The following is a 24,242-nucleotide window of genomic DNA, read 5'->3' as shown; positions in this document are numbered from 1 at the left end:
ACGCAGTACGGGGGTCACTTGGGGGTGACCACCTTGTAGTTCTTGGGGACCTGGGCGTCGGGCCGGCGCAGGTACAGGGGCCGGGGGGCCGGCAGCTCCTCGCCCGCGGCGAGCCGCTCGGCGGCCAGCGCGGCGAGGGCGGCGGCCGACACGTGCTCGGGCGCGTGGGCGTCCGGGAAGGTGTCCGGGTAGAGCAGCGCGCCGGCGCCCACGGCGGGCACCCCGGCGACCTGCTCGGCGATGTCGGCGGGCCGGTCCACGGCGGGGTCGGTGACCCGGGTGCGGCGGTCGTCGTAGCGCGCCCAGTAGACCTCCTTGCGCCGGGCGTCGGTCGCCACGACGAAGGGGCCCTCGATGTCCGCGGCGTACGCGAGCCCGTCCAGCGTGCACACGCCGTGCACGGGGACGCCGAGCGCGAGGCCGAAGGTGTCGGCGGTCATCAGCCCGACCCGCAGCCCGGTGTAGGGGCCGGGTCCGATCCCTACGACGATGCCGGTGACGGCGTCGAGCTTGAGCCCGGCCTCGGCGAGGACCCGGTCGACGGCCGGCAGCAGCAGCTCGCCGTGCCGGCGCGCGTCCACCTGACCAGAGGAGGCGATGACGTCCGTTCCGTCGTGCAGGGCGACGGTGACGGCGGGGGTGGCGGTATCCAGAGCGAGCAAGAGCACGCAAACAGCCTACGGCTCCCGCGCCGCGCACATCGCCGCCCCGGTGGGACGCCCACCGACTGCTAACGTCGCGAAGGATCACTGCGTACGACAATGAGGTGGACGACCGTGCCCAGCACTTCTGCCGGAATCGTCACCGGACTGACCACCGCGGCCCTCGTCGCGGTCGGTGTCCTCGCCTATCAGGCCTCGGCGAACGTGCCCCCTGCGCTCGGGCGGGCGCACACGAGCGCCACTCCCGAGGTCGCCGCCGCCAAGGCCCCCCGGGACACCCGTCACCCCGCCGCCCTGCCGGGCGATTCCGGAACGGGTGAACGGGTCGTGTACTCGGTGGACGACGACCGGGTCTGGCTGGTCGCGGCGGGCGACAAGGTCACGCGGACCTTCCAGGTCACCCCCGGCACGGTCGACCCGGCGCCGGGCTCCTACTGGGTCACGTCCCGCTCGAACACGGTCACCGGCACCGACGGCACCCCCATCGAGCACGTCGTCCGCTTCGCCACCGCCGGCAACGTCACGATCGGCTTCAGCGCGGCCGTCGCCATGCCCACCGCGCCGCCCGACCCCACGGTGAAGACGGGCGGCATCCGGGAGACCCGCCCGGACGGCAACGCGATGTGGACCTTCGCGACGATCGGCCGGAAGGTGATCGTGATCCGCTAGGCCGGATCCGCTAGGCCGCTTCCCGGTGGCGTTCCGCCGGCACCGTCCCGGGGTCCGGCAGGCGCGGTGGGGTCGAGATCGCGTGCGCCGCGGCGCAGGCCGCCAGCAGGTCGCGCATGGGTACCGCGGACACCGCGCGCGGCGTCGACTCGTCTCGTTCCGTGGCCGACATGGTCGCCTCCTGAGCACCGGGGGCGGACGTGGTTAGGTAGACCTAACTACGAACTGGATACCATGTGACCACGCACAAGACGCCTAAAGCAATATCTTGCCGACGTCTTGTCGGAACGTTCACCGAAATCGAGGCGCGTCACGCCGTGAGCAGGCTCAGGTCTGCCGTCGCCCAGCGCTCGCCGAGCCCGGTCAGCGTCACGTGCCGCACCTCGTCGGTGGTGTCACCGACGGCGCGGTGGATCTGCACCTGGAGCCGGTCGTCGGTCAGCTCCTCGACCTTGCCCTCGCCCCACTCCACGACGATCACCGAGTCGGGCAGCGAGACGTCGAGGTCGAGGTCCTCCATCTCGTCGAGCCCGCCGCCCAGCCGGTAGGCGTCGACATGGACGAGCGGCGGACCGTCACCGAGGGACGGGTGGACCCGGGCGATCACGAAGGTCGGGGACGTGACGGCGCCGCGCACCCCGAGCCCCTCGCCCAGCCCCCGGGTCAGCGTCGTCTTGCCCGCGCCGAGCTCTCCGCTGAGCATCACGAGGTCCCCGGCCCGCAGCAGCTTGGCCAGCTTCCGGCCCAGCTCGCGCATCTGCTCGGGGGAGGTGACGGTCAGCTCGGTCTCAGCCGGGCTGTGCGGTACTGCTTCCATAACCGCCCACCGTAGCCCCTGCCGGCACGGCGCCCGCGCGGGTGAGGAGGTCGGCGAGGCGGTCGGTGACCGCTTCCGGGTGCTCCAGCATCACCAGATGCCCCGCGTCCGGCACCAGCACCAGCTCGGCGTCCGGCAGCAGCCCGGCGATGGCCTCGCTGTGCTCGCTGGGCGTGACGAGGTCCCCGATCCCGGCCAGCACGAGCACCGGCAGGTCTCTGAAGTGGGCGAGGGCCTCGGTCTTGTCGTGGTCGGTGAAGGCCGGGTAGAACTCGGCGACCACGTCGATCGGCGTGGCCTCGATCATCCGCTCGGCGAACCGCGCGACGGCCGGGTCGACGTCCCGCGACGCGAACGAGTAGCGCTTGATGATCCCGGCGAACAGGTCGGCGGTGGCCTGCCGCCCCTTCTCCACCAGGTCGGCCCGCTGCCCCAGCGCCTTCAGCAGCCCCGGCAGCACGCGGCGCACCGCGTTCACACCCGCGACGGGCAACCCGAAGTTGACCTCGCCGAGCCGCCCGGAGGACGTCCCCACCAGAGCGACGGCGACGACCCGCTCCCGGATGAGCTCCGGGTACTGGTCGGCGAGCGCCATGACGGTCATCCCGCCCATGGAGTGGCCGACGAGCACGAGCGGCCCCTCGGGCGCGGCCGCGTCGATGACGGCCTTCAGGTCCCGCCCGAGCTGGTCGATGTCGACCGGCACGTCGTCCTGTACCTGCCGCACCCCGCGCCCGGACCGCCCGTGACTGCGCTGGTCCCAGTGCACGGTCCGCACCACACCCCGCAGCGCGGCCCGCTGGAAGTGCCAGGAGTCCTGGCTCAGGCAGTAGCCGTGGCTGAAGACGACGGTGACGGGCAGCGGCGCCTTGCGCCCGAACAGCCGCCGCCGGCGCGGCGCGGACCCGCCCTCCGGCTCCACGTCGTCGACCTCGTAGTACAACTCCGTGCCGTCGTCGGCGTACGCCTTGCCCGGCATCCCGCGCAGCGAGCCGTACGGCCCCGCCGAGTCGAGGGCGAGCCGCGCCTTCCTGCGCATCCCGCGTCCTACGGTCATCCGCTCCAGGGCGACACCGGCCGCGGCCCCCGCCGCGACCACCCCTATCGCGGCCCCGGCGAGCCCGGTCGCCCGGCGCCAGGTGCCGGCCGCCCCCGTGGCGGAGGCGAGGGCCAGGGCGGCCTCCGCACTGCTCTCGCTCACGTACCGCTCCTCTTCACCGGGCCACCGGACTGGTGTTCACTGCTGGGCGCTTACCCAGCTGGTCCGTCATTCACCTAAAAGAACTCACACGCAAAGAATGCACATCGAGAAGAACTCAAACGGTCGCATCTACATAGACGCGGGGAACGCGCGATCCGATCCGGGTGACGATCTCGTACGCGATGGTCCCCGCGGCCTGCGCCCAGTCCTCGGCGGTGGGCTCGCCGCGGTCGCCGGGCCCGAAGAGTACGGCCTCGCTGCCTACGGCGGGCTCGTCACCCCCCAGATCGACGACGAACTGGTCCATGGCCACCCGCCCGGCCACCGTCCGCCACTTCCCGCCGACCAGCACCGGACCGGTGCCTGAGGCGTGCCGCGGAATACCGTCCGCGTACCCGACCGGGATGAGCCCGAGGGTGGTCTCCCCCGGGGTGACGTAGTGATGCCCGTAACTGACCCCATGTCCGCCCGGCACCCGCTTGACCAGCGCCACCGACGCCGAAAGCGTCATCACCGGCCGCAGTCCGAGGTCGGCCGAGCTGCCGATCTCGGGGCTGGGCGAGATGCCGTAGACGGCGACACCGGTGCGCACCAGGTCGAAGTGGGCCTCGGGAAGGGTCAGCGTGGCGGGCGAGTTGGCGATGTGCCGCACCTCGGGGCGGACACCGGCCTGTTCGGCGTCCGCGAGCATCTCCCGGAACGTGGCGAGCTGGGCGGCGATGGAGGGATGCCCGGGTTCGTCGGCGCAGGCGAAGTGCGACCAGAGCCCGGTGATCCGGACGACCCCCTCGCCCTCGGCCCGCAGCGCCTCGGCGACCAGCTCGGCCCAGTCGGCCCCCGGCTGGCACCCGTTCCGCCCCAACCCCGTGTCGCCCTTGAGCTGCACCCGCGCGGTCTTCCCCACGGCACGGGCCGCGTCGACGACCTCCCGCAGCGCCCACATCCCGCTCACGGACACGTCCAGATCGGCCTCGACGGCCTCCCGCCAGGGCCCGCCCGGGGTCCAGAGCCAGCACATGATCCGTACGCCGTCGATCCCGGCCGCGCGCAGCGCGAGGGCCTCCTCCGGCGTGGCGGTACCCAGCCACTGGGCCCCCGCCTCGACGGCCGCGCGGGCACACGGCACCGCCCCGTGGCCGTACGCGTCGGACTTGACCACGGCCATCAGGGCCGCGCCCGGCGCGAGGGCGCGCAGGGTCCGCACGTTGGCCCGCAGGGCGGCCAGATCGATCTCGGCGCGGGCGCGCAGGGGCGCGCTCGACTGGGCAGCTGTCTCACTCATGGCGCCCCCAGTGTCTCAGAGGGGTCGGACACGCCTTCGTACGCCTACGTCCCGGACCGCCGCCCCCACACGAACACCCGGTCGCCGGTCTTCAGCACGCCCCACAGTTTCCGGGCGTCAGCGAGGCGCAGGTTGACGCAGCCCATGGAGCCGACGGTGGTGAAGATGGAGCCGTAGACGGCGTGGAAGGCCTGTCCGCCGTCGAAGAACTGCGCGTAGGGCATGGGCTGGTGGTACAGCGTCGAGACGTGGTTCTTGTGCTTCCAGTAGATCTTGTGCCAGCCGCCCCGGGTCGGATACGCGGTCCGCCCACTCCGCATGGGCACGGGCCCGTACACGACCTTCTTCCCCTTCTGCACCCAGGTGATCTGCCGCGTGAGATCGACACACGCGACGCGATACGACCGCACGGGGCACTTCTTGGCCGCGTTGGGGTTCTTCCGGGCCGACAGGTACTGCATCCGCGCCCAGGTGACGGGCCCCGCGAACCCGATGGCGGGCGTGATCTTCTGCTCCTTCTGGAAAGCGCGGATGGCCTTGCAGTCGGCGGTCGACTGCTTCCCGTCCACCTTCCGCTTCAGCCACTTCTCCACCTGCCGCTGAAAGGGCCCGGTCGACTTCGTGCACGCCACCCGCGCGACGGCGTCCCGCAGCGGCACGTACTCGACCAGGTCGTACGCTCCCACGGCGGCGTCGGCCGGCTCGACCGCGTCCTCGGCGACGCTGGGCGTGTACACCTTGGGCGCCAGCACCTGATCCGGCGTATCGATCTGCCAGGGCTGATACACCCCGGGCACCAGCTCGGCCTCGGGCCCGGCAGCGGGGGGCGGCGGTTCGGCGACGGCGACACCGGCGGGCAGCAGGGTGGCGGCGACGATCGCCACAGCCACGCTTCGGTAGGCGATATGTCTGCTGATCATGCGATCAGAGAAACGTGCTCACGTCGTGGAACGGGGGTGCCGCGCGGAGGGGTCACTCATATTGCGGAGGACGACTCAATCAGCCCGTCCGGCGTTTGAGGACGAGGCCCTTTCAGGGCCGAACGGGGTCCAGGGGGCGGAGCCCCCTGGGCGGGGTCGAAGGGGCGGCAGCCCCTGGGGATGGGACGGGTAAGGGCGGCGGTGGCGAGAAAACCCTGCGCGGACCCCCACCCGCACCGCGCCCCACCCCCTTACCCCCTCACATCCCGCCAAGCCACCCCCACCGCCCCCGCCACATCCCCCGCCCCCACCGGCCCCCCGTCCGCCGCCAGCCGCCCGGCCAGCCCGTGCAGATACGCCCCCACACTGCCCGCGTCCAGCGCGGAGAGTCCCGCCGCCAGCAGCGACCCCGTCAGGCCCGACAGGACGTCCCCGCTCCCGGCCGTGGCCAGCCACCCCGTCCCGGTCGGGTTCACCCGCACCGCCCCGCCCCCGGAGTCGGCGACCAACGTGGTCGACCCCTTCAGCAGCACGGTCGCCCCGTACCGCCCCGCCAACTCCCGCACGGACTCCAGCCGAGCCCCCTCGACCTCCTCCCGGGCGACCCCCAACAGCGCCGCCGCCTCCCCCGCGTGAGGAGTCATCAGCGTCGGCGCGCCACGCCCCCGCACCGCGTCCCGGTCCGCCAGCCGCAGCCCGTCCGCGTCGATCAGCACCGGCACCTCCGCCTCCAGCACCTCCGCCACGGTCGCCGCGTCGTCCCCCGCCCCGGGCCCGACCACCCACGCCTGCACGCGTCCGGCCTTCGCCGGCCCCTGGTCCGACACGAGCGTCTCGGGGAACCGTGCGATGACCGCGTTCCCGGCCGGCCCGACGTACCGCACGGCCCCCGCCCCGCCCCGCAGCGCCCCCGCGACGGCCAGCACCGCCGCGCCCGGGTACCGGGCGGACCCGGCGGCGATCCCGACGACCCCCCGCCGGTACTTGTCGCTCTCGGCCCCCGGCACCGGCAGCAGCGCGGCGACGTCCGCGTGCTGCAGGGCCTCGATCTCCGCCTCGCCGGGCAGGGCCAGCCCGATGTCCACGAGCCGCACCACCCCGGCGTACTCCCGCGCCGGGTCGATCAGCAGTCCCGGCTTGTGCGTCCCGAAGGTGACGGTCAGATCGGCCCGTACCGCCTCCCCGCGCACCTCCCCGGTGTCCGCGTCGACGCCACTCGGCAGATCGACGGCGACGACGGCGGCCCGCGACCGCTCGACGACGGCGACCAGCGCCGCCGCGTCCGCCCGCAGCCCGCCCTTGCCCCCGATCCCGACGATGCCGTCGAGCACGAGATCGGCCCGCAGGATCACCCCCTCCGCGCGCCCCGCCGGCACCACGGAACCGCCCGCCCGCCGCAACGCCGCGAGCCCGCCCGCATGAGCCCGCTCCGGAGCGAGCAGTACGGCGCTCACCCCCGCCCCGCGCCGCGCGAGCCGCGCCCCGGCGTACAGGGCGTCGCCCCCGTTGTCCCCGCTCCCGACCAGCAGCACCACCCGGCTGCCGTACACCCGCCCCAGCAAGTCCGCGCAGGCGGCGGCGAGTCCGGCCACCGCCCGCTGCATGAGCGTTCCCTCCGGCAACCGGGCCATCAGCTCCCGCTCGGCCGCCCTGACCGTCTCCACGCTGTACGCAGTACGCATGGGGTCGAGTCTCCCCGGACTACCCCTCCGCCACCACCACAGCGGAGGCCACACCCGCGTCATGGCTGAGCGACACGTGCCAGGACCGCACGCCGAGCGCCGCGGCCCGCGCAGCCACCGTCCCGGTCACCCGCAACCGCGGCTGCCCGCTGTCCTCGACGTACACCTCGGCGTCGGTCCAGTGCAGCCCGGCCGGCGCGCCGAGCGCCTTGGCGAGCGCCTCCTTGGCCGCGAACCGGGCGGCGAGGGAGGCGATCCCCCGCCGCTCACCGCTGGGCAGCAGCAACTCACTGTCCAGGAACAGCCGTTGAGCCATCCCCGGCGTCCGCTCCAGCGCCGCCTCGAACCGCTCGATCTCCGCCACGTCGATCCCGACGCCGACAATGCTCATCTCACTCCACAGTCACCGACTTCGCCAGGTTCCGAGGCTGGTCGACCTCGTTGCCCCGAGCCGTGGCCAGCTCACACGCGAACACTTGCAAGGGAACCGTAGCGACCAGCGGCTGGAGCAGGGTCGGGGTGGCCGGAATCCGGATCAGATGGTCGGCGTACGGCACCACCGCCTCGTCCCCCTCCTCCGCGATGACGATGGTCCGCGCCCCGCGCGCCCGGATCTCCTGGATGTTGGAGACGATCTTGTCGTGCAGCACCGACCGCCCGCGCGGCGACGGCACGACCACCACGACCGGCAGATCGTCCTCGATCAGCGCGATCGGCCCGTGCTTGAGCTCTCCGGCCGCGAACCCCTCGGCGTGCATGTAGGCGAGTTCCTTGAGCTTCAGGGCGCCTTCGAGGGCCACCGGGTAGCCGACGTGCCGGCCCAGGAACAGCACGGTGTTCTTGTCGGCGAGCGACCGCGCGAGCGCCCGTACCGGCTCCATCGTCTCCAGGACCTTCTCGACCTCGCCGGAGATCCTCGACAGGTCCCGGACGACGGCCACGATCTCGTCGCCCCACTTGGTGCCCCGCACCTGCCCCAGATACAGGGCGACCAGGTAGCACGCCACCAGCTGGGTCAGGAACGCCTTCGTCGAGGCGACCGCGACCTCCGGCCCGGCGTGCGTGTAGAGCACCGCGTCCGACTCGCGCGGGATCGTCGAGCCGTTGGTGTTGCAGATGGCCAGCACCTTGGAGCCCTGCTCGCGCGCGTGCCGCAGCGCCATGAGCGTGTCCATGGTCTCGCCGGACTGGGAGATGGCGATCACCAGCGTCCGCGGGTCCAGGATCGGGTCGCGGTAGCGGAACTCGCTCGCCAGCTCCACCTCGCAGGGGACGCGCGTCCAGTGCTCGATGGCGTACTTGGCGATCAGCCCCGCGTGGAAGGCAGTACCGCACGCCACCACCACGACCTTGTCGACCTCGCGCAGCACACTCGTCGGGATGCGCACCTCGTCCAGCGTCAGGGAGCCGGCTGCGTCGATGCGCCCCAGCAGGGTGTCAGCGACCGCCTTCGGCTGCTCGGCGATCTCCTTGAGCATGAAGTAGTCGTAGCCGCCCTTCTCGGCGGCCGAGGCGTCCCAGTCGACGTGGTACGAGCGGACGTCCGCCGGGCGGCCGTCGAAGCCGGTCACCGTCACCCCGTCACGGCGCAGTTCGACGACCTGGTCCTGCCCGAGTTCGATGGCGGAGCGGGTGTGCGCGATGAAGGCCGCCACGTCGGACGCGAGGAACGCCTCACCCTCCCCGACCCCCACCACGAGCGGCGAGTTCCGCCGGGCCCCGACGACCACGTCCGGTGCGTCCGCGTGCACGGCGACCAGCGTGAACGCCCCCTCCAGACGCCGGCACACCAGCCGCATCGCCTCGGCGAGGTCCGCGGACGAGGAGAACTCCTCGGCGAGCAGATGCGCGACGACCTCGGTGTCCGTCTCGGACGCCAGGTCGTGGCCGCGCTCGGTCAGTTCGGCCCGCAGCGCGGCGAAGTTCTCGATGATCCCGTTGTGGACGACCGCGACGCGTCCCGCGTTGTCGAGGTGCGGATGCGCGTTGGCATCCGTCGGCCCGCCGTGTGTGGCCCAGCGCGTGTGCCCGATCCCGGTCCCGCCGGTCGGCAGCGGCCGGTCGACGAGCTCCTTCTCCAGGTTGACCAGCTTCCCGGCCTTCTTCCCGGCGGCGAGCCCACCGTCGGCGAGGACGGCGACACCCGCCGAGTCGTACCCCCGGTACTCCAGCCGCTTCAGTCCGGCCATCACGACCTCGAGCGCCGACTGCGACCCCACGTATCCCACGATTCCACACATGCGCGGCAGCCTACGCACGCTCGACCGACCGAAAGGGCTTCCGCGTGCCCGATATCGGAAATTCCCACGGCCATACGAACGCGTCCGGCGCGCCACTACGGCCACGGGCGTACGAGTCCCGGTCGAGGCGTGACGGACCCCACCCGCCATCCCGTTCAAACTCCGTTAACAATGGACTGTGATCTCTCCGGTCTCCTCGACTCCCCGGAGCGCCCACCGGAACAAGCCGGAGGCGACTCCCTACGTCGACCTCACCCGTTCCGAGTGGAGCGCGCTGCGCGACAAGACGCCCCTGCCCCTGACGGCGGAGGAGGTCGAGCGACTGCGCGGCCTCGGCGACGTCATCGACCTCGACGAGGTGCGGGACATCTACCTCCCGCTCTCCCGCCTCCTCAACCTCTACGTCGGCGCCACGGACGGCCTCAGAGGCGCCCTGAACACCTTCCTCGGCGAGACCGGCGCCCAGACGGGCACCCCGTTCGTCATAGGGGTCGCGGGCTCGGTCGCCGGCGGCAAGTCCACGGTCGCCCGCCTCCTCCAGGCTCTGCTCTCCCGCTGGCCCGAGCACCCGCGCGTCGAACGCGTCACGACGGACGGCTTCCTGCTCCCCACCCGGGAGCTCCAGGCGCGCGGCCTGATGTCCCGCAAGGGTTTCCCGGAGTCGTACGACCGCCGGGCCCTGACCAAGTTCGTCGCCGACATCAAGGCCGGCAAGGACGAGGTCACGGCACCCGTCTACTCGCACCTCATCTACGACATCGTCCCCGACGAGAAACTCGTGGTGCGCCGCCCGGACATCCTGATCGTCGAGGGCCTCAACGTCCTGCAGCCGGCACTCCCCGGCAAGGACGGCCGCACCCGCGTGGGCCTCGCCGACTACTTCGACTTCAGCGTCTACATCGACGCCAACCCCGACGACGTCGAGCGCTGGTACCTCAACCGCTTCAAGAAACTGCGCCAGACGGCCTTCCAGGATCCCAACTCGTACTTCCGCAAGTACACCCAGGTCTCCGAGGAAGAGGCCCTCGACTACGCCCGCACCCAGTGGCGGACCATCAACAAGCCGAACCTGATCGAGAACATCGCCCCCACCCGGGGCCGCGCCACCCTCGTCATCCGCAAGGGCCCGGACCACAAGGTCCGCCGCCTGAGCCTGCGCAAGCTTTGAACCGTGACCGAGGCCTGTTGGAAAGGGCGGCCTGTTAGAAAGGGCGCATGCTGCATCTGCGCCTGATCACGCCGTCCGACACGACGGACGCCGCGGTCCGCCTGATCGAGAAGACGGTCGGCACCACGCACCTGGTCGTGGTGCCGGGTGCCGCCCGCAACCCGGCCGGGGACGTGGTGATGTGCGACGTGGCCCGCGAGGCGGGCGACGAACTCATCAGCGCACTGCAGGAGTTGGGCCTCGACAAGACCGGCTCGATCGCGGTCGAGAACATCGACCTGTCCCTGTCCAAGCGGGCGGACAAGGCCGAGAAGGAGGCGCCGGGCGAAGGCGCCGACGCGGTCCTCTGGGACCACCTCACCGACGCCACCCACGAGGAGTCGACGCTCTCCGTCACCTACCTGGCCTTCATCACCCTGGCCACGATGATCGCGGCCTGCGGTGTGGTCCTGGACAACGCGATCCTCATCGTCGGCGCCATGGCCGTGGGCCCGGAGTTCGGCCCCCTGGCAGCCTTCAGCACCTCCATCGTCCAACGCCACCCCCGCCTGGCGCTGCGCTCCCTGATCGCCCTGCTGGTGGGCTTCGCGGTGGCGATGGCGGTGACGGTGGGCTTCAGCTGGTTCATGGACGCCCTGAACCTGTTCCACGAGTCCGACCTGGAGGGCGACCGCCCCAACACCGCCTTCGTGTACGCCCCGGACGCCTTCTCCTTCGTGGTGGCGGTCCTGGCGGGCATCGCCGGCACCCTGTCCCTGACCTCGGCGAAGTCGGGCGCGCTGGTAGGGGTCGCCATCTCGGTGACAACGGTCCCAGCAGCGGCGAACGCGGCAGTCGCCCTGGCCTACGGCGACATGGAGCAGACAATCGGCTCCACCAACCAACTCCTGCTGAACCTGCTGGGAATCGTGCTGGCAGGAACACTTACATTGCTTCTCCAGAAGCGGCTATGGCAACGCCGCTAGGGGCGCGGGGAACTGCGCGCCCAGCCACGACGAACCCGCAGCCCGCAACACACAGAACCCCCCACCCCGAACCCGAAGTCGCCTAACCGAGCGCCGACTTCACGGCATCAGCAAGCCGCCCAGCCACAGACCGAGCCTGATCGATGTCCGCAGCCTCAACCATCACCCGCACCAACGGCTCAGTGCCAGAAGGCCGCAGCAACACCCGCCCAGTCTCACCGAGTTCCCGCTCAGCCTCAGAAACCGCAGCCGCAAGCTCCGCCGAGTTCCCGACCCGGGACCGGTCCACGTCCGGCACATTGATCAGCACCTGAGGCAACCGCTCCATCACCCCGGCAAGCTCCCGCAGCGACCGCCCGGTCTCCGCGACCCGCGCCGCCAGCATGAGCCCGGTCAGAGTGCCGTCCCCGGTGGTGGCGTGATCCAGAATGATCACGTGCCCGGACTGCTCGCCCCCGAGCGCGTACCCGTGCTCCTTCATGGACTCCAGCACATACCGGTCACCCACACCCGTCTGCACCAGCGTCAGCCCCTCCCGCTCCAGCGCCAGCTTGAAGCCGAGGTTGGACATGACGGTCGCGACAACGGTGTCGGCCCGAAGCGCGGAGCGCTCCCGCATGGCCAGCGCGAGGACGGCCATGATCTGGTCCCCGTCGACTTCCTCACCGGTGTGGTCGACGGCGAGGCACCGGTCCGCGTCCCCGTCGTGCGCGATGCCGAAGTCGGCACCGTGCTCGACGACCGCCGCCTTCAGCAGCCCGAGGTGCGTGGATCCGCAGCCGTCGTTGATGTTGAGCCCGTCCGGGTCGGCCCCGATCGTGATGATCTCGGCACCGGCCCGCGAGAACGCCTCCGGCGACACCCGGGCCGCGGCGCCGTGCGCCTCGTCGAGGACGATCTTCAGCCCGTCGAGCCGGTTCGGGAGAACACCGATCAGATGGGCGACGTACTGGTCGAAGCCCTCCAGATAGTCCCGCACCCGTCCGACCCCCGCACCGGTCGGCCGCTCCCACGGCTCGCCGTGCCGGTGGGCCTCGTAGACCGCCTCGATCCGGTCCTCCAGCTCGTCGTCGAGCTTGTGCCCGCCGCGGGCGAGGAACTTGACGCCGTTGTCGGGCATCGCGTTGTGGCTGGCGGAGAGCATGACGCCGAGGTCGGCGCCGAGGACGCCGGTGAGATACGCCACGGCCGGGGTGGGCAGCACACCGACCTTCAGGACGTCGACGCCGGCGCTCGCCAGGCCCGCCACCACGGCGGCCTCCAGGAACTCCCCGGACGCTCGCGGGTCCCGTCCGACCACCGCCGTCGGCCGGTGGCCCTCGAAGGTGCCCGCCTCGGCCAGCACGTGGGCCGCCGCGACGGACAGACCGAGCGCCATCTCGGCGGTCAGATCCGCGTTGGCGACGCCGCGCACGCCGTCCGTGCCGAAGAGTCGTCCCACTTGTCCTCCTGATGAAGCTTGATGAAGCTGATGAAGCGTCACTTTCGAGATCACCGTCGGAGATCACCCAGGATCACCCGATCACACAAGCCTTTGAGCGTCTTGTGCCGTTATACGCCCACGGCTGTGATAAACGAACGCCCCGGCGGCACTGTGGCGTGCCGCCGGGGCGTTCGGACGTACTGCGTACTGCGAACGTATGCGAGTACGGGCTGCAGGCAGCGAAGCTTAACGCTTGCTGTACTGCGGAGCCTTGCGGGCCTTCTTCAGACCGGCCTTCTTGCGCTCGACCGCACGGTCGTCGCGGCGGAGGAAGCCGGCCTTCTTGAGCGGGCCGCGGTTGTTGTCGACGTCGGCCTCGTTCAGCGCACGGGCGACACCGAGACGGAGCGCACCGGCCTGACCGGAGACACCGCCACCCGCGATGCGGGCGATGACGTCGTAGCGGCCTTCGAGCTCGAGCACCTTGAAGGGCTCGTTGACTTCCTGCTGGTGCACCTTGTTCGGGAAGTAGTCCTCGAGGGTGCGACCGTTGATCTTCCACTTGCCGGTGCCCGGGACGATCCGGACGCGGGCGATGGCGTTCTTGCGACGGCCCAGGCCGGCGGCCGGCTGCGGGTCGCCGAAGCGGGACGCGAGCGACTCGGAGGTGTACTCGCCCTCGACGGGGACGTCCGACTCGGTGGTGTAGCTGTCGATGTCGACCAGCTCGGTCTCTTCGACCGGCTGCTCAGCGGTGGTCTCGGCCACGATGCTCCTCAGATTTCTTTTCTGTCTTAGGGGGTGGCCGGAACTACTGCGCGACCTGGGTGATCTCGAACGGCACCGGCTGCTGGGCAGCGTGCGGGTGCTGGTCGCCCGAGTAGACCTTCAGCTTCGAGAGCATCTGACGGCCCAGGGAGTTCTTGGGAACCATGCCCTTGATGGCCTTCTCGACAGCCTTCTCCGGGTTGTCACGGAGCAGGTCGTCGTAGCGGACGGAACGCAGACCGCCCGGGTACCCGGAGTGGCGGTACGCCAGCTTCTGGGTCCGCTTGTTGCCGGACAGGTGCACCTTGTCGGCGTTGATGATGATGACGAAGTCGCCCATGTCCATGTGCGGGGCATAGGTCGGCTTGTGCTTGCCGCGGAGGAGGTTCGCGGCGGTGGTGGCGAGACGGCCCAGGACGACGTCCTGAGCGTCAATGACGTGCCACTGGCGAGTCACATCGCCGGGCTTAGGGCTGTACGTACGCACTTCTCAGCCTTCTTCTTCAGGGATGGGTGCTGACACAAGGCATCCTTGAAGCGATCGTGCAGCTGGGGACGACAAATATGCCGGGAACACCGCCCGTATGCCGCCCACTGGTAACTGCTCCAGGGAACCTACGTAAGGGCTTCTGGCGCGTGAGTACGACCTAGCCAATACGCATAACAAACTGGAAGGGTACTAGCGCTACCCCGGACGGGTCAAAACGAGCGACCCCGGCGGCCCCACGCGTCCCCCCTCTATGATGCGCCCCATGAGCTTTGGGCAGCAGGGGGGACCCCAGTCCCAGTGGGATCCCTGGAAACCGAATTCCCAGCAGCCGTGGAACGGCGGCACCGACGGCCAGACCCCGGACTGGGCGGCCCTCGCCGAGGCATCGGAGACCCGTAACAAGCGGCGCAAGGTGTTGTTCATCGTCGGCGGCGCCCTCGCCACCGCGGCGATAGGCACCGCCGTCGCGATGGCCGTGGTCTCCGCCAACGGCGGCGACGACGAGGCGTCCACCACGTCCTCGCTGCCCGCGACGGCGGACATCCCGAGCCAGTCCGCGACGGACCCGTCCTTCGCCCCGACCAGCGCCCCGCCGCCGCTGGACCCGAAGGACTTCATCTCCAGCAGGACCAAGGACACGGCCCCACTCAGCGCGGAGATCCTCTTCCCCGGCACCCAGCTGACCATGGGCGAGACGGTCTACAAGAAGGGCGCCACGGCCGACACCAAGAAGTGCGCCTCGGCCGCCAACGCCAACGGCACCCTCGGCAAGGTCCTCACCGCCAACGGCTGCACCAGCGTGATGCGGGTGTCGTACATGAAGGACGGCGTCGCCGTGACGGTCGGCGTGGCCGTCTTCAACACCGAGGCCGAGGCGCGCAAGGCCAAGGGCCAGGCCGACGACAAGAGCGTCATCGCCTCCCTGTCCGGCGACGGGATCAAGCCGTTCTGCAACGCCGCGGTGTGCCGTACGACGACCAATTCCTACGGCCGCTACGCCTACTTCACCACCGCCGGTTTCCTCAACGGCAAGGACGTCACGACCAAGAGCACCCAGGTGGAGAAGACCGGCAACGACCTGGCGGAGTTCACCTTCCGCCAGATCCGCCGCCGCGGCGAGGCCCAGGCTTCGGCGGCGGCGAACCAGTAGACGGCACCCGGTCGCTACCGGGTCTCCCAAGAGGTCTCCCAGGGGGCGTTCAGCACCGGCTCGGCGGCCGTGGCCCCGCCGCCCCGCGCGACCGGCGCGGGGTGTTCCGGCCGCCGGGCCACCGCCCGGAAGACCCACGTCCGGTACGACCAGAACCGGAACAGGGTCGCGACGCCGATGCCGAAGAACTTGCAGACGTTCGTGGCGAGCGTGCTGTCCAGACCGAGGCCGTACGTGGTGACGTAGAGCACCCCGTTCTCGATGACCAGCCCGATCGCGCTGAAGAGGAGGAAGAGCCCCATCTCCTTGCGCCGGCGCATCCGCGTCTCCTGGTCGCGGTCCCGGTAGGTGAAGTACCGCAGGCCCAGGTAGTTGGTCAGGATGGCGACGGCCGTCGCCAGGACACCCGCCCGCACCGGCGGCCATCCGAGGACGCCCGTGACGATGTTGAAGACCCCGAGGTTGACCACGAACCCCGAGGCCCCCACCAGGCCGAACTTGGCCACCTCGCGGTACAGCTTGCCGAACCGCGAGGGAGTCGCGTGCCGTCCGCTCATGATCCCCGCTCAGCCCCGCCGGTTGCGCATCCGCAGCCGCAGCGGCACCAGGGCCGACTCGATCTGCGTGGACAGGTTCATCTTGGAGACGCCCTCGGTGCGCTCCTCGAAGCGGATCGGGATCTCGACGGCGCTGTGTCCGGCCCGCACGGCCTTGAACTTCAGCTCGACCTGGAAGCTGTAGCCGGCGCTGTCCAGGGTCGCGAGATCGACGTCCCGCAGGGTGGCGGCGGACCACAGGTTGAAGCCGGCCGTGATGTCCCGGATCTTGGTGCCGAGCACGGTCCGCGCGTAGCGGTTGGCGAAGCGGGAGAGCAGCACGCGGTGCTTGCCCCACTCCTCGTCCAGCGAACCGCCCTCGACGTACCGGCTGCCGACGACCAGGCCGACGCCGGAGGCCACGGCCGTGCCGAGCATGCGTGGGACCGCTTCCACGGGGTGGCTGCCGTCGGCGTCCATCTGGACGACGTACGCGGCCCCCTCGTCGAGCGCGGCGGTCATGCCCGCGACGTAGGCACGTCCGAGCCCGTCCTTCTCGGTGCGGTGCAGCACGCTCATGCGCCGCCGCCCGTCCCAGTTGTACTTCTCGGCGAGCTCCTCGGCGATCCGACCGGTGCCGTCGGGGCTGGAGTCGTCGACGACCTTCAGATGCAGCCCGTCGATGGGCAGCCCGAGCACCAGCTCGGCCATCCTGGGCAGGTTGGCTGCCTCGTTGTAGGTCGGCATCACGATGGTGACCGGGACGCCGGGATATCTGTCGTGGCCCGTCATGTCTTTCTCTTCCCTCCCCTAGAGGCCCCGAAGGGACCTCTCCCCGACCGGGGCCGGTCTGCCCAGCGCCCGGAACTGCCAGCCCGCCGCGGACCAGCGGTCCCCGTCGAGTACCCCCCGGCCGTCCACGATCCGCGGACGGGCCACGAGCGTCGCCGCCCGCTCCGGGTCGATCTCCCGGAACTGCGGCCACTCGGTCAGATGCAGCACGAGGTCGGCTCCCCTGAGCGCCTCCTCGGCCGACATCGCGTACCCGAGGAGCGGGAACGCCTTGCGGGCGTTGTCCAGCGCCTCGGGGTCGTACACCGTGACGTCGGCGCCGTCGAGCCGCAGCCGGGCGGCCACGTTCAGCGCGGGCGAGTCGCGGATGTCGTCGGAATCCGGTTTGAAGGCGGCTCCGAGCACGGCGATACGGGACCCCAGCACCGCACCTCCGCACAGCTCGCGCGCCAGCTCGACCACCTTGTCGCGGCGGCGCATGTTGATCGCGTCCACCTCGCGCAGGAACCCCAGGGAGACGCCCAGTTCGTCGGCGCGGTGCGCGAAGGCGCGGATGTCCTTGGGCAGGCAGCCGCCGCCGAACCCGACCCCGGCCCGCAGGAACTTCTTCCCGATCCGGTCGTCGTACCCGATCGCCTCGGCGAGGACGCCGACGTCGCCGCCGGCGGCCTCGCAGACCTCGGCCATCGCGTTGATGAAGGAGATCTTGGTGGCGAGGAACGCGTTGGCGGCCGTCTTGACCAGCTCGGCGGTCGGGAAGTCGGCGGTGACCAGCGGCGTTCCGGCGTCGAGGACGGGGGCGTACACCGCACGGAGGATCGTTTCCGCGCGCGAGGACCCCACGCCGAACACCAGCCGGTCCGGCCGCAGCGTGTCCTCGACGGCGAAGCCCTCGCGCAGGAACTCGGGGTTCCAGGCGACCTCGACGCCGAGCGTGGCCGCGAGCCGTTCCGCGGTCCCCACGGGCACGGTGGACTTGCCCACCAGCAGGGCGTCCTCGCCCGCGTGCTCGGCGATCGCCGCGAAGGCCGCGTCGACGTACGTCAGGTCGGCGCCCTCGGAGCCCTTGCGCTGCGGGGTGCCGACGCAGACGAAGTGCACCTCGCCGAAGGCACCGGCCTCCGCGTAGTCGGTGGTGAACCGCAGCCGGCCGCTCGCGGTGTGCTTCGCGATCAGCTCCGGCAGCCCGGGCTCGTGGAACGGCACCCGGCCCGCCTGCAGCGCGGCGACCTTGTCGGGGTCCACGTCGACCCCGAGCACCTCGTGTCCGAGCTCCGCCATGCAGGCGGCGTGGGTGGCACCGAGGTAGCCGGTGCCGATGACTGTGAGCCGCATCCAGCGGCCTCCTTCGTAAATCTGTGTCAGCCGGCTACTTGCGCTCGAGCACCTGGACCACGACGTGGTTCAGCTTCACCGTGCGCCCGGCCTTGAAGGACTTCTCGATCGCGTCGGCCGTCTTCTCGTTCATGCCGGTCAGCAACGGGCGTCCGTCGCTGATGGTGGAGACGAGCCACAGCCGGTCGACGCCCTTGAGACAGCGGTCCGGCTTCTTGCACTCACTCGCGCCGTAGGAACCGTTCTGCTGCGGGGTCCACTCCATGAGCACGTCCTCGGGCGCCTTGCGGTCCCGCAGCTCGTAGGCCATGGCCCGGCGTTCCGACATCCCGCCGTTGAAGATCATCCCGTCACCGGACTTCTCGCCGTCGGCGATCACGTTCGCGGCGGCCCGGTAGTCCGGCTCCATCGGCAGGTCCTTCTTGGCGTCGCCGATCCCCGGCCACGCCACGAAGGCGTACCCGGCCGCGACCGCCGCCACCAGCACCCCGCCCACGACCTGGACACCGGTGCCCCGGCGGGCCTCGGGATCCAGCCGGCCGACGAGCCGGGTGAGCGCGGCGGCCACCAGCAGCGTCCAGGCCGGGATGGTGAACAGCAGATACCGCGGCAGGAAGAGGTGGAGCTGGTTGGCGGTGACGAAGGTGAGGACCGGCGGCAGCACCGCCCAGGCGGCGAGCAGCACCGAGTACCGCCCGGCCACCAGAAGGCCGATCACGCCGAGCGCCATCACCGCGCCACCGGTGATCCACGAACCGAACAGGTTCTCCGGGAACGACGTCAGATCCTTGGTCGTCGTGACGTTCCAGGCGATCTGACCGCTCTGCCCGGTGCCCTGGGCAACCATGGGAAAGGTGATGGACAGCCCCAGCAGGGCCGCCCCGGCGAAGGCGTAGTGGGCGATGCGGTCGCCGCGCTTCTTGGCGAGGAACACCAGCCACAGGTGCCCGGCGAGCACCGACATCGCCACCAGGTGACTGAACCCGGTGGCCGCGATCGCGAGGGCGTACAGCGTCCAGGTGCGCAGGCTCGGCTTGTCCAGCGCCCGCATCAGCAGCAGGGTGGCCAGCAGTGCGAACAGCGTGGCGAAGGCGTACGGCCGGGCCTCCTGTCCGTACCGGGTGATCGCCGGGACCACCGCGAACAGCAGCCCCGCCAGCAGCCCGGTGCGGACCGCGAACATCCGCCGCCCGAGAAGCCCGACCAGACCGGCGGAGACCGCCATGGCGAGCGCCCCCGGCAGCCGCAGCGCCGCCGGCGAGTCACCGGCCACGGCGATCCACAGGTGCATGGACGCGTAGTAGGGCGTGAAGACCACGTCGATGTTGTCGATCAGCCGGCCGAGGTCGTGCCAGGACAGCGAGGACGCCCACCAGGTGGCGTGCTCGTCGCGCCACAGCTGGCGACCGCCGAGACCCGGCAGCACACAGGCCGCCGCGGCCAGCGTGGGCAGCAGGAAGACCAGCCACGCGGAGGCCCTGCCGGGCCCGTCCCCGGTCCGGCGCCGCTCGGCGTGCGGACCGCCCTCGTCGGGCGCCTGGTCCCGGGTCTCGTCGACCGATGGTGTGTACGCCGTCATCGCTTCACCCAGATCCGGTACGTCTCCTGCCCGGCGCTCTCGCCGGAGGGCTGGAGCACGGCCAGCAGCCGGTAGTCCTCGTTGCCGCGCAGCGTGTCGGGCACGGTGGCCGTCCGCAGCACGATCGCGTCGTAGGTCCCCTTCTTCACCGCCGCCGCCAGCGCCTCGCCGCGCTCCGCCTGATGCCACTGGGCGGGCCGGGTCTGGGCGCGCAGATAGTACGCGGAGAGCTCCGGGTCGTCGGTCAGGTAGTCGCCCTTGGTGTCCACGACCTCGCGCAGGGCTCCGATCACGCGGGCGGAGTCCGGCGGCCGGTACAGCTCGCGGGTCTGCGCCATGCCGATGACCAGCGCGGCGACGTAGATCATGATGCCGATCTGCGGGTACCGGAAGTGGGCGCCCATCATGCGCGAGACGCCGAGGCCCGCCATCGGCACCGCGAAGAGCAGTCCGAAACCGATGTGGATGTGCAGCGAGCTGCCGTTGCCCAGCCACGCCTGGTAGAGCGGGGCGAGCAGGGCGGTGGCGCACATCGTCAGGCCCAGCAGGGAACGCCGGACCGCGCCGGGCGCATCGCCCTCGGCCCACGGCATCTCGCCCATGCGGGCCCGCCGGATGTAGCCGACGGCGCCGATCACCGCGACCAGCAGGACGACCCCGCCCCACTGCGCGCTGTCCTTCAGCAGCTGGAGGGGGCTGTCGGTGCCGTGCGCGTTCCAGCCGGTCGGACTGCCGGCGAGCTGGACGCCCACGAAGCACAGGGCCCCGGTGGCCGCCGCGAACAGCGCGCCGCGTACGAAGGCACCGGCACCGCGGAAGCGGTAGGCGGTCAGCACCGCCAGCACGGTCATCGTCGGCAGGTAGAGCGCAGCCGAGTACGCGGCGAACGGCGCCAGCGCCGCGAAGGGCGCCGCGAGCAGCACGGCCGCGGGGCTCGCCTGCCGGGTCCTGGCCAGCAGCCACAGGGCGGCGGCGAGCAGGAACAGCGACAGGGAGTGCAGGGAGGCGTACCGGCCGGTGAAGGCGGTCGACTCCAGCACGGAGTACATGGCGGCGGCCGCGAGACCGGCCCGGGAGTTGAACAGCATCCGGGTCGCGCCGAACAGCAGCGCGGTCGCGCCGAGCGCCCACGCGAGGCTGAGCGCCCGGACCCCGGACAGGCCGAACTGGGCTACCAGGCCCGACAGTTGCCCGTCGGACATCAGGAACTTCGCCTCCTGGGCGAAGGCGCTCCCGTCTAGCCGGTACGACAGTCCCGCCTGCACGAGCAGGATCAGCACCAGCGCGCCCCGGCTGATCCACGCCGAGCGGCCGTTGTCCACGGACCAGGACGACACCGGGACCTCGGGCAGCACATAGCCCGGCTCGGGCTCGGGCTCCGGTTCGAGGACGGTGTACTGCGGGACGTAGTACTCGGCGTCGGCGTACTCGTCGGGCGGTGGCTGGTACCGGTGCTGCGGCGGGGCGGTGTACTGCTGCTGCGCGGCCGTTGGCTGCTGCGGGATGTAGGCCTGCTGGCCGTAGCCCTGCTGGTCGCCGTACGTCTGCTGCTGGCCGTAGTACGCCTGGGCCTGCTGGTCGTACCCCTCGTACTCCTGCTGTTGCTGCTCGCTGTACGGCGGGTAGTGCTGCTGCCAGTCCTGGCGGTCCTGCCCCGCCCAGCGCCCGCCGCCCTGATGGTCGGTGTTCACGAGCGCGGCACCTCGAATCCGAAGGCGTCGTCCGCAATCAGTCGCTTGAACTCGGCCAGGGCTAGCGGGCTGCTCTGGATGCGCCAGTCGGCCCGCTTGGGAATGTTGAACCACAGGAAGCCGATGACGTCCTTGTCCTGCTCGACCCCGCCGAGCAGCGCGCGCACATCGGCCCGCCGCCGCTCACCGGGCTCCGAGGAGGTCTCGCTGATCAGCACCGGCTTGTCGGTGAACTCGGCGATCTGCCGCCGCGTCGGCCCGTACAGCGTCTCGAAGGTGTGGGCGCCGGTCTGGGTCCAGTAGCCGACGACGCCGACCCAGTCGACGTACGCGTCGCCGGGCCAGTACGGCTCAAGCTTCACGGACTTCACGGGGTTGATCACGTTCGGGCTCCACACCCAGATGACGTTGGTGGCGCCGACGTCCTGGAAGACGTCGTGGATGTGCCGCCAGGCCTTCACGAAGGTCTCGGGCGTGGTGTCCTTGGTGCCCCACGGGTACCAGTGGCCGTTCATCTCGTGGCCGAAGCTGATCGCGACGGGGACATTGGTCTTGCGGATGCTCTGCGCGTACTTCTTGATGTACGTGTCCTGCGACCCGTCCGCGATCTTGTCGAGGCCGGGCTTGAACGGCTCCCACGACACGTAGAGCAGCCCGCCGTCGCCGAAGACGTTCTGCGCGCCCTCGGCGTTGAAGCCGTCGCCCCATGCCGAGTACGAACCGACCAGGTTCGGCTTCTTGCCGACGGTCTTCGCGAAGGTGTCCACCGGCTTCATCGAGCTGGGGGCGCCCTCGACGGCGACGCCGAAGTAGTCCTTGTCGGGGTGCAGCAGCGGCGCCACGTCGTAGGGCAGCTCCTCCTCGGGACCCTTGGAGGAGTGGGCGGCCGGCGGCTTGGCGGCCTGAGCCGCGGGGTCCTCGTCACCGCCGAGGAGGCCGCAGCCGGAGACTCCCGCGAGGGCCGTCAGTGCCAGGCCCAGCGGAAGGAGGGTCTTGCGGATCATGCGGCGTCACCTGCTGAGTGGTGCTCCTTGGGCTGGATCAGCGCTCGCGCGACGACGAGCGCGTAGAAGAGCCCGGAGGACAGGACGAGGGCGAAGTCCGGCGGGTAGCCGGTGAACAGCCGGTACACGGCGGCGCCGACCCAGACCACGGCGGTGCCGCCGCTCCAGATCCACAGGCCCAGCCAGAAGCGGCGGGTCTTGTTCTTCTTGGCGCCCTTGGAGCCGGTCGGCTGCCAGCCCATGCGCTGCTTGCGCAGGATGTCCCAGATGGCGAAGACATGGGCCCAGCCGTACATCATCCGGGCCGACCAGGCCTCCAGACGGTACGGGGCCTTGTGCCACATGGGGAAGATCAGGGTCGTGTAGATGATGCTGGGCAGCACCCACACCAGGTGCTTGACCTGGAGCATCTCGGGGCTGGTCAGCAGCAGCATGACGGGGACGAGCGGCGCGAAGAAGGTGAACAGCGCCGTGTGGATGTAGTAGAAGAAGCCGGACATGTAGCAGAGCCGGCTGGAGAAACGTATCGGCGCGTCCCAGAACTTCTTGCTGCCGAGCAGCGACATCGACCCGGAGCACCAGCGGTACTGCTGGTTGAAGAAGGCGCCGGCGGTGTCCGGGCACACTCCCGTGGACAGCGCGACCGGCACGTACTTCAGGTCCCAGCCGAGCCCGCGCAGGTCGAACCCGGTGTGCACGTCCTCGGAGTGCTCGATGAGGGTCGTACCGCCGTTGGTCTCCAGGGCCGCACGTCGGTAGATGGCGCAAGATCCAACACAAATCGCCCCGTCACTGTTCTGCCGGGACACCTGGACGGACCGGTAGAACAGCTCCTGTACGGCGCCTGCCCCGCGCTCGATCCAGTTCTGCGAGTCGAGGACGCGGAAGTACTGCGGCGACTGCACGATCCCGATGCGCTCGTCCGCCTCCATGTACGGCAGCAGCTCCTCCAGGAGGTCGGAGCGCGGCGTGAAGTCGGCGTCGAGGATGAGGACGTACTTGCCGTCCGACTGCCCGAAGCCGAAGTGCAGGTTGCCCGCCTTCTTGAACCAGCCGCGGTTCTCCCGGGTGCCGTAGCGGAACCCGAAGTCCCGGGCCATGGCGGCCAGCTCGGGGCTCGCGCCGTCGTCCAGGACGAACGGCACGCATCGGCCCGGATACCGGTCGGCCAGCTGCCGTACATGGGTCCAGGTGTTGTGCAGCACCTCGATGGGCTCACCGCACACCGGCAGGAAGACGTCGACGGTGGGATACACCGCGGGCCGCCAGCCGCGCACGATCTTCTGGTGGTACTCGAAGTCGAAGTCGCGGGTGAAGCCGTTCACCCGGAGCGACACCAGGTAGTAGACGATGGTGAAGAACAGCGGCGGCGCGAAGATCCACATCAGCGGACTGGCCTTCGCGAGCGCCACCTGACTGACCGTCAGGCAGCCGAAGCTGACGATTGACGCGAGCGTCAGCACCCACAGGCGCCGCTTGACGTACGAGTACTTCTCCGCATGCGAGGGCGGCGCGGGCAACAGCCCCATCGGCGCCTGCTCGGCGCCCCGCTTTCCTCCGTGCCGTGCCGACCGGCGCCCCCCGGCGCCCGTCTCTCCAGCCATGCGGGCAGAGTCAATGGATGACATTCCTACCCTCCGGGCCTCCGGCCCGCGTGATCCCCACCCCAAAGGGTCCCTTTCGAACAAAGGGACCAGACGCGAAAGATTATCCGAGAGATGTGAATGCCGTAAGGGATGTGAGGAGACTTATGCCCGATAAGTCACTTTATTGCCTTTACGTTTGGCGCAAGTCCGTGTAACCAACAGGTTTCCCACCTGCACTTCCCGGGCAAAAGGCTCTGATTGTGCGCTTCTCATCACACTTTT

23 protein-coding genes are annotated in these 24,242 nt (G+C 70.5%); 4 read left to right on the top strand and 19 right to left on the bottom strand.

What is annotated here, in order from left to right; all coding sequences use genetic code 11:
• Positions 1 to 14: 14 nt before the first annotated feature.
• The gene (gene tsaB, locus CRP56_RS26035) at positions 15 to 668 is read right to left on the bottom strand and encodes a tRNA (adenosine(37)-N6)-threonylcarbamoyltransferase complex dimerization subunit type 1 TsaB (protein WP_097267854.1); all 654 of its coding nucleotides are present in this window, start codon (positions 666 to 668) and stop codon (positions 15 to 17) included.
• A gap of 108 nt (positions 669 to 776) precedes the next feature.
• Between tsaB and CRP56_RS26030 the strand changes: the two genes are divergently transcribed.
• Positions 777 to 1,331, top strand: coding sequence for a hypothetical protein (locus CRP56_RS26030; RefSeq protein WP_097267852.1), 555 nt, complete (start codon positions 777 to 779; stop codon positions 1,329 to 1,331).
• A 10-nt stretch (positions 1,332 to 1,341) separates the two neighbouring features.
• Here CRP56_RS26030 and CRP56_RS47710 read toward each other — a convergent pair whose 3' ends face one another.
• The 8 genes from CRP56_RS47710 to glmS all read right to left on the bottom strand — a co-directional run bounded on the left by CRP56_RS47710 (position 1,342) and on the right by glmS (position 9,473).
• Positions 1,342 to 1,503: a hypothetical protein gene (locus tag CRP56_RS47710; RefSeq protein ID WP_179851116.1), complete on the bottom strand. Its 162-nt coding sequence runs from the start codon at positions 1,501 to 1,503 to the stop codon at positions 1,342 to 1,344.
• A gap of 138 nt (positions 1,504 to 1,641) precedes the next feature.
• Complete coding sequence (tsaE, locus tag CRP56_RS26025; protein ID WP_097267850.1) at positions 1,642 to 2,148, bottom strand: tRNA (adenosine(37)-N6)-threonylcarbamoyltransferase complex ATPase subunit type 1 TsaE; 507 nt, start codon at positions 2,146 to 2,148, stop codon at positions 1,642 to 1,644.
• The gene (locus CRP56_RS26020; protein WP_097267848.1) at positions 2,120 to 3,349 is read right to left on the bottom strand and encodes an alpha/beta fold hydrolase; all 1,230 of its coding nucleotides are present in this window, start codon (positions 3,347 to 3,349) and stop codon (positions 2,120 to 2,122) included. Before CRP56_RS26020 ends, tsaE begins: the two co-directional genes overlap by 29 nt.
• Before the next feature lie 115 nt (positions 3,350 to 3,464).
• Positions 3,465 to 4,631 carry an alanine racemase gene (alr, locus tag CRP56_RS26015; protein WP_097267846.1) on the bottom strand — a complete coding sequence of 389 codons (1,167 nt, stop codon included), beginning with the start codon at positions 4,629 to 4,631 and terminating at the stop codon, positions 3,465 to 3,467.
• A gap of 44 nt (positions 4,632 to 4,675) precedes the next feature.
• A complete protein-coding gene (locus tag CRP56_RS26010) occupies positions 4,676 to 5,551 on the bottom strand; it encodes a L,D-transpeptidase family protein (protein WP_097267844.1) in 876 nt (291 codons plus the stop codon).
• Between the two features lie 251 nt (positions 5,552 to 5,802).
• Entirely contained in the window at positions 5,803 to 7,233 is a 1,431-nt protein-coding gene (locus tag CRP56_RS26005) for an NAD(P)H-hydrate dehydratase (RefSeq protein WP_097267842.1), read from the bottom strand.
• A 19-nt stretch (positions 7,234 to 7,252) separates the two neighbouring features.
• The gene (locus CRP56_RS26000; protein ID WP_097267840.1) at positions 7,253 to 7,624 is read right to left on the bottom strand and encodes a holo-ACP synthase; all 372 of its coding nucleotides are present in this window, start codon (positions 7,622 to 7,624) and stop codon (positions 7,253 to 7,255) included.
• A 1-nt stretch (position 7,625) separates the two neighbouring features.
• Positions 7,626 to 9,473 (bottom strand): glutamine--fructose-6-phosphate transaminase (isomerizing), encoded by a 1,848-nt coding sequence (glmS, locus tag CRP56_RS25995; RefSeq protein ID WP_097267837.1) that lies wholly within the window; start codon positions 9,471 to 9,473, stop codon positions 7,626 to 7,628.
• A 178-nt stretch (positions 9,474 to 9,651) separates the two neighbouring features.
• Here glmS and coaA point away from each other — a divergent pair, with 178 nt between their 5' ends.
• Complete coding sequence (gene coaA / locus CRP56_RS25990) at positions 9,652 to 10,641, top strand: type I pantothenate kinase (RefSeq protein ID WP_079308644.1); 990 nt, start codon at positions 9,652 to 9,654, stop codon at positions 10,639 to 10,641.
• Positions 10,642 to 10,688: 47 nt separating this feature from the next.
• Positions 10,689 to 11,606 carry a DUF389 domain-containing protein gene (locus CRP56_RS25985; RefSeq protein ID WP_097267835.1) on the top strand — a complete coding sequence of 306 codons (918 nt, stop codon included), beginning with the start codon at positions 10,689 to 10,691 and terminating at the stop codon, positions 11,604 to 11,606.
• Between the two features lie 82 nt (positions 11,607 to 11,688).
• Here the strand turns inward: CRP56_RS25985 and glmM are convergent, their stop codons facing one another.
• The 3 genes from glmM to rplM form a co-directional block, all read right to left on the bottom strand.
• Positions 11,689 to 13,047 carry a phosphoglucosamine mutase gene (gene glmM, locus CRP56_RS25980; protein WP_097267833.1) on the bottom strand — a complete coding sequence of 453 codons (1,359 nt, stop codon included), beginning with the start codon at positions 13,045 to 13,047 and terminating at the stop codon, positions 11,689 to 11,691.
• A gap of 228 nt (positions 13,048 to 13,275) precedes the next feature.
• Positions 13,276 to 13,797 carry a 30S ribosomal protein S9 gene (gene rpsI, locus CRP56_RS25975; protein WP_059192889.1) on the bottom strand — a complete coding sequence of 174 codons (522 nt, stop codon included), beginning with the start codon at positions 13,795 to 13,797 and terminating at the stop codon, positions 13,276 to 13,278.
• A gap of 43 nt (positions 13,798 to 13,840) precedes the next feature.
• A complete protein-coding gene (gene rplM / locus CRP56_RS25970; protein WP_059192890.1) occupies positions 13,841 to 14,284 on the bottom strand; it encodes a 50S ribosomal protein L13 in 444 nt (147 codons plus the stop codon).
• A 265-nt stretch (positions 14,285 to 14,549) separates the two neighbouring features.
• Here rplM and CRP56_RS25965 point away from each other — a divergent pair, with 265 nt between their 5' ends.
• The gene (locus CRP56_RS25965) at positions 14,550 to 15,437 is read left to right on the top strand and encodes a hypothetical protein (protein WP_097274469.1); all 888 of its coding nucleotides are present in this window, start codon (positions 14,550 to 14,552) and stop codon (positions 15,435 to 15,437) included.
• 14 nt (positions 15,438 to 15,451) lie between these two features.
• Here CRP56_RS25965 and CRP56_RS25960 read toward each other — a convergent pair whose 3' ends face one another.
• The 7 genes from CRP56_RS25960 to CRP56_RS25930 are packed head-to-tail and all read right to left on the bottom strand — an operon-like array spanning position 15,452 to position 23,903.
• Positions 15,452 to 15,994: a GtrA family protein gene (locus CRP56_RS25960; protein ID WP_097267830.1), complete on the bottom strand. Its 543-nt coding sequence runs from the start codon at positions 15,992 to 15,994 to the stop codon at positions 15,452 to 15,454.
• Positions 15,995 to 16,003: 9 nt separating this feature from the next.
• Positions 16,004 to 16,765: a polyprenol monophosphomannose synthase gene (locus CRP56_RS25955; RefSeq protein ID WP_097267829.1), complete on the bottom strand. Its 762-nt coding sequence runs from the start codon at positions 16,763 to 16,765 to the stop codon at positions 16,004 to 16,006.
• 18 nt (positions 16,766 to 16,783) lie between these two features.
• Positions 16,784 to 18,100, bottom strand: a complete 1,317-nt coding sequence (locus tag CRP56_RS25950) for a UDP-glucose dehydrogenase family protein (protein WP_097267827.1) — start codon at positions 18,098 to 18,100, stop codon at positions 16,784 to 16,786.
• Positions 18,101 to 18,134: 34 nt separating this feature from the next.
• Complete coding sequence (locus tag CRP56_RS25945; protein WP_097267826.1) at positions 18,135 to 19,679, bottom strand: glycosyltransferase family 39 protein; 1,545 nt, start codon at positions 19,677 to 19,679, stop codon at positions 18,135 to 18,137.
• Positions 19,676 to 21,370, bottom strand: coding sequence for a hypothetical protein (locus tag CRP56_RS25940; RefSeq protein WP_257042096.1), 1,695 nt, complete (start codon positions 21,368 to 21,370; stop codon positions 19,676 to 19,678). Before CRP56_RS25940 ends, CRP56_RS25945 begins: the two co-directional genes overlap by 4 nt.
• Positions 21,367 to 22,374, bottom strand: a complete 1,008-nt coding sequence (locus tag CRP56_RS25935) for a glycoside hydrolase family 26 protein (protein ID WP_097267824.1) — start codon at positions 22,372 to 22,374, stop codon at positions 21,367 to 21,369. The genes CRP56_RS25940 and CRP56_RS25935 overlap by 4 nt, the downstream gene beginning before the upstream one ends.
• Positions 22,371 to 23,903: a glycosyltransferase family 2 protein gene (locus CRP56_RS25930; RefSeq protein ID WP_179851333.1), complete on the bottom strand. Its 1,533-nt coding sequence runs from the start codon at positions 23,901 to 23,903 to the stop codon at positions 22,371 to 22,373. Before CRP56_RS25930 ends, CRP56_RS25935 begins: the two co-directional genes overlap by 4 nt.
• Positions 23,904 to 24,242: the final 339 nt, after the last annotated feature.

The sequence above is a fragment of the Streptomyces sp. TLI_55 genome (genome assembly GCF_900206255.1).
GTDB classification, from domain to species: domain Bacteria; phylum Actinomycetota; class Actinomycetes; order Streptomycetales; family Streptomycetaceae; genus Streptomyces; species Streptomyces aquilus.
The sequence above is the reverse complement of the archived record's forward strand: the minus strand, read 5'-3'. Positions and strand labels throughout refer to the sequence as shown.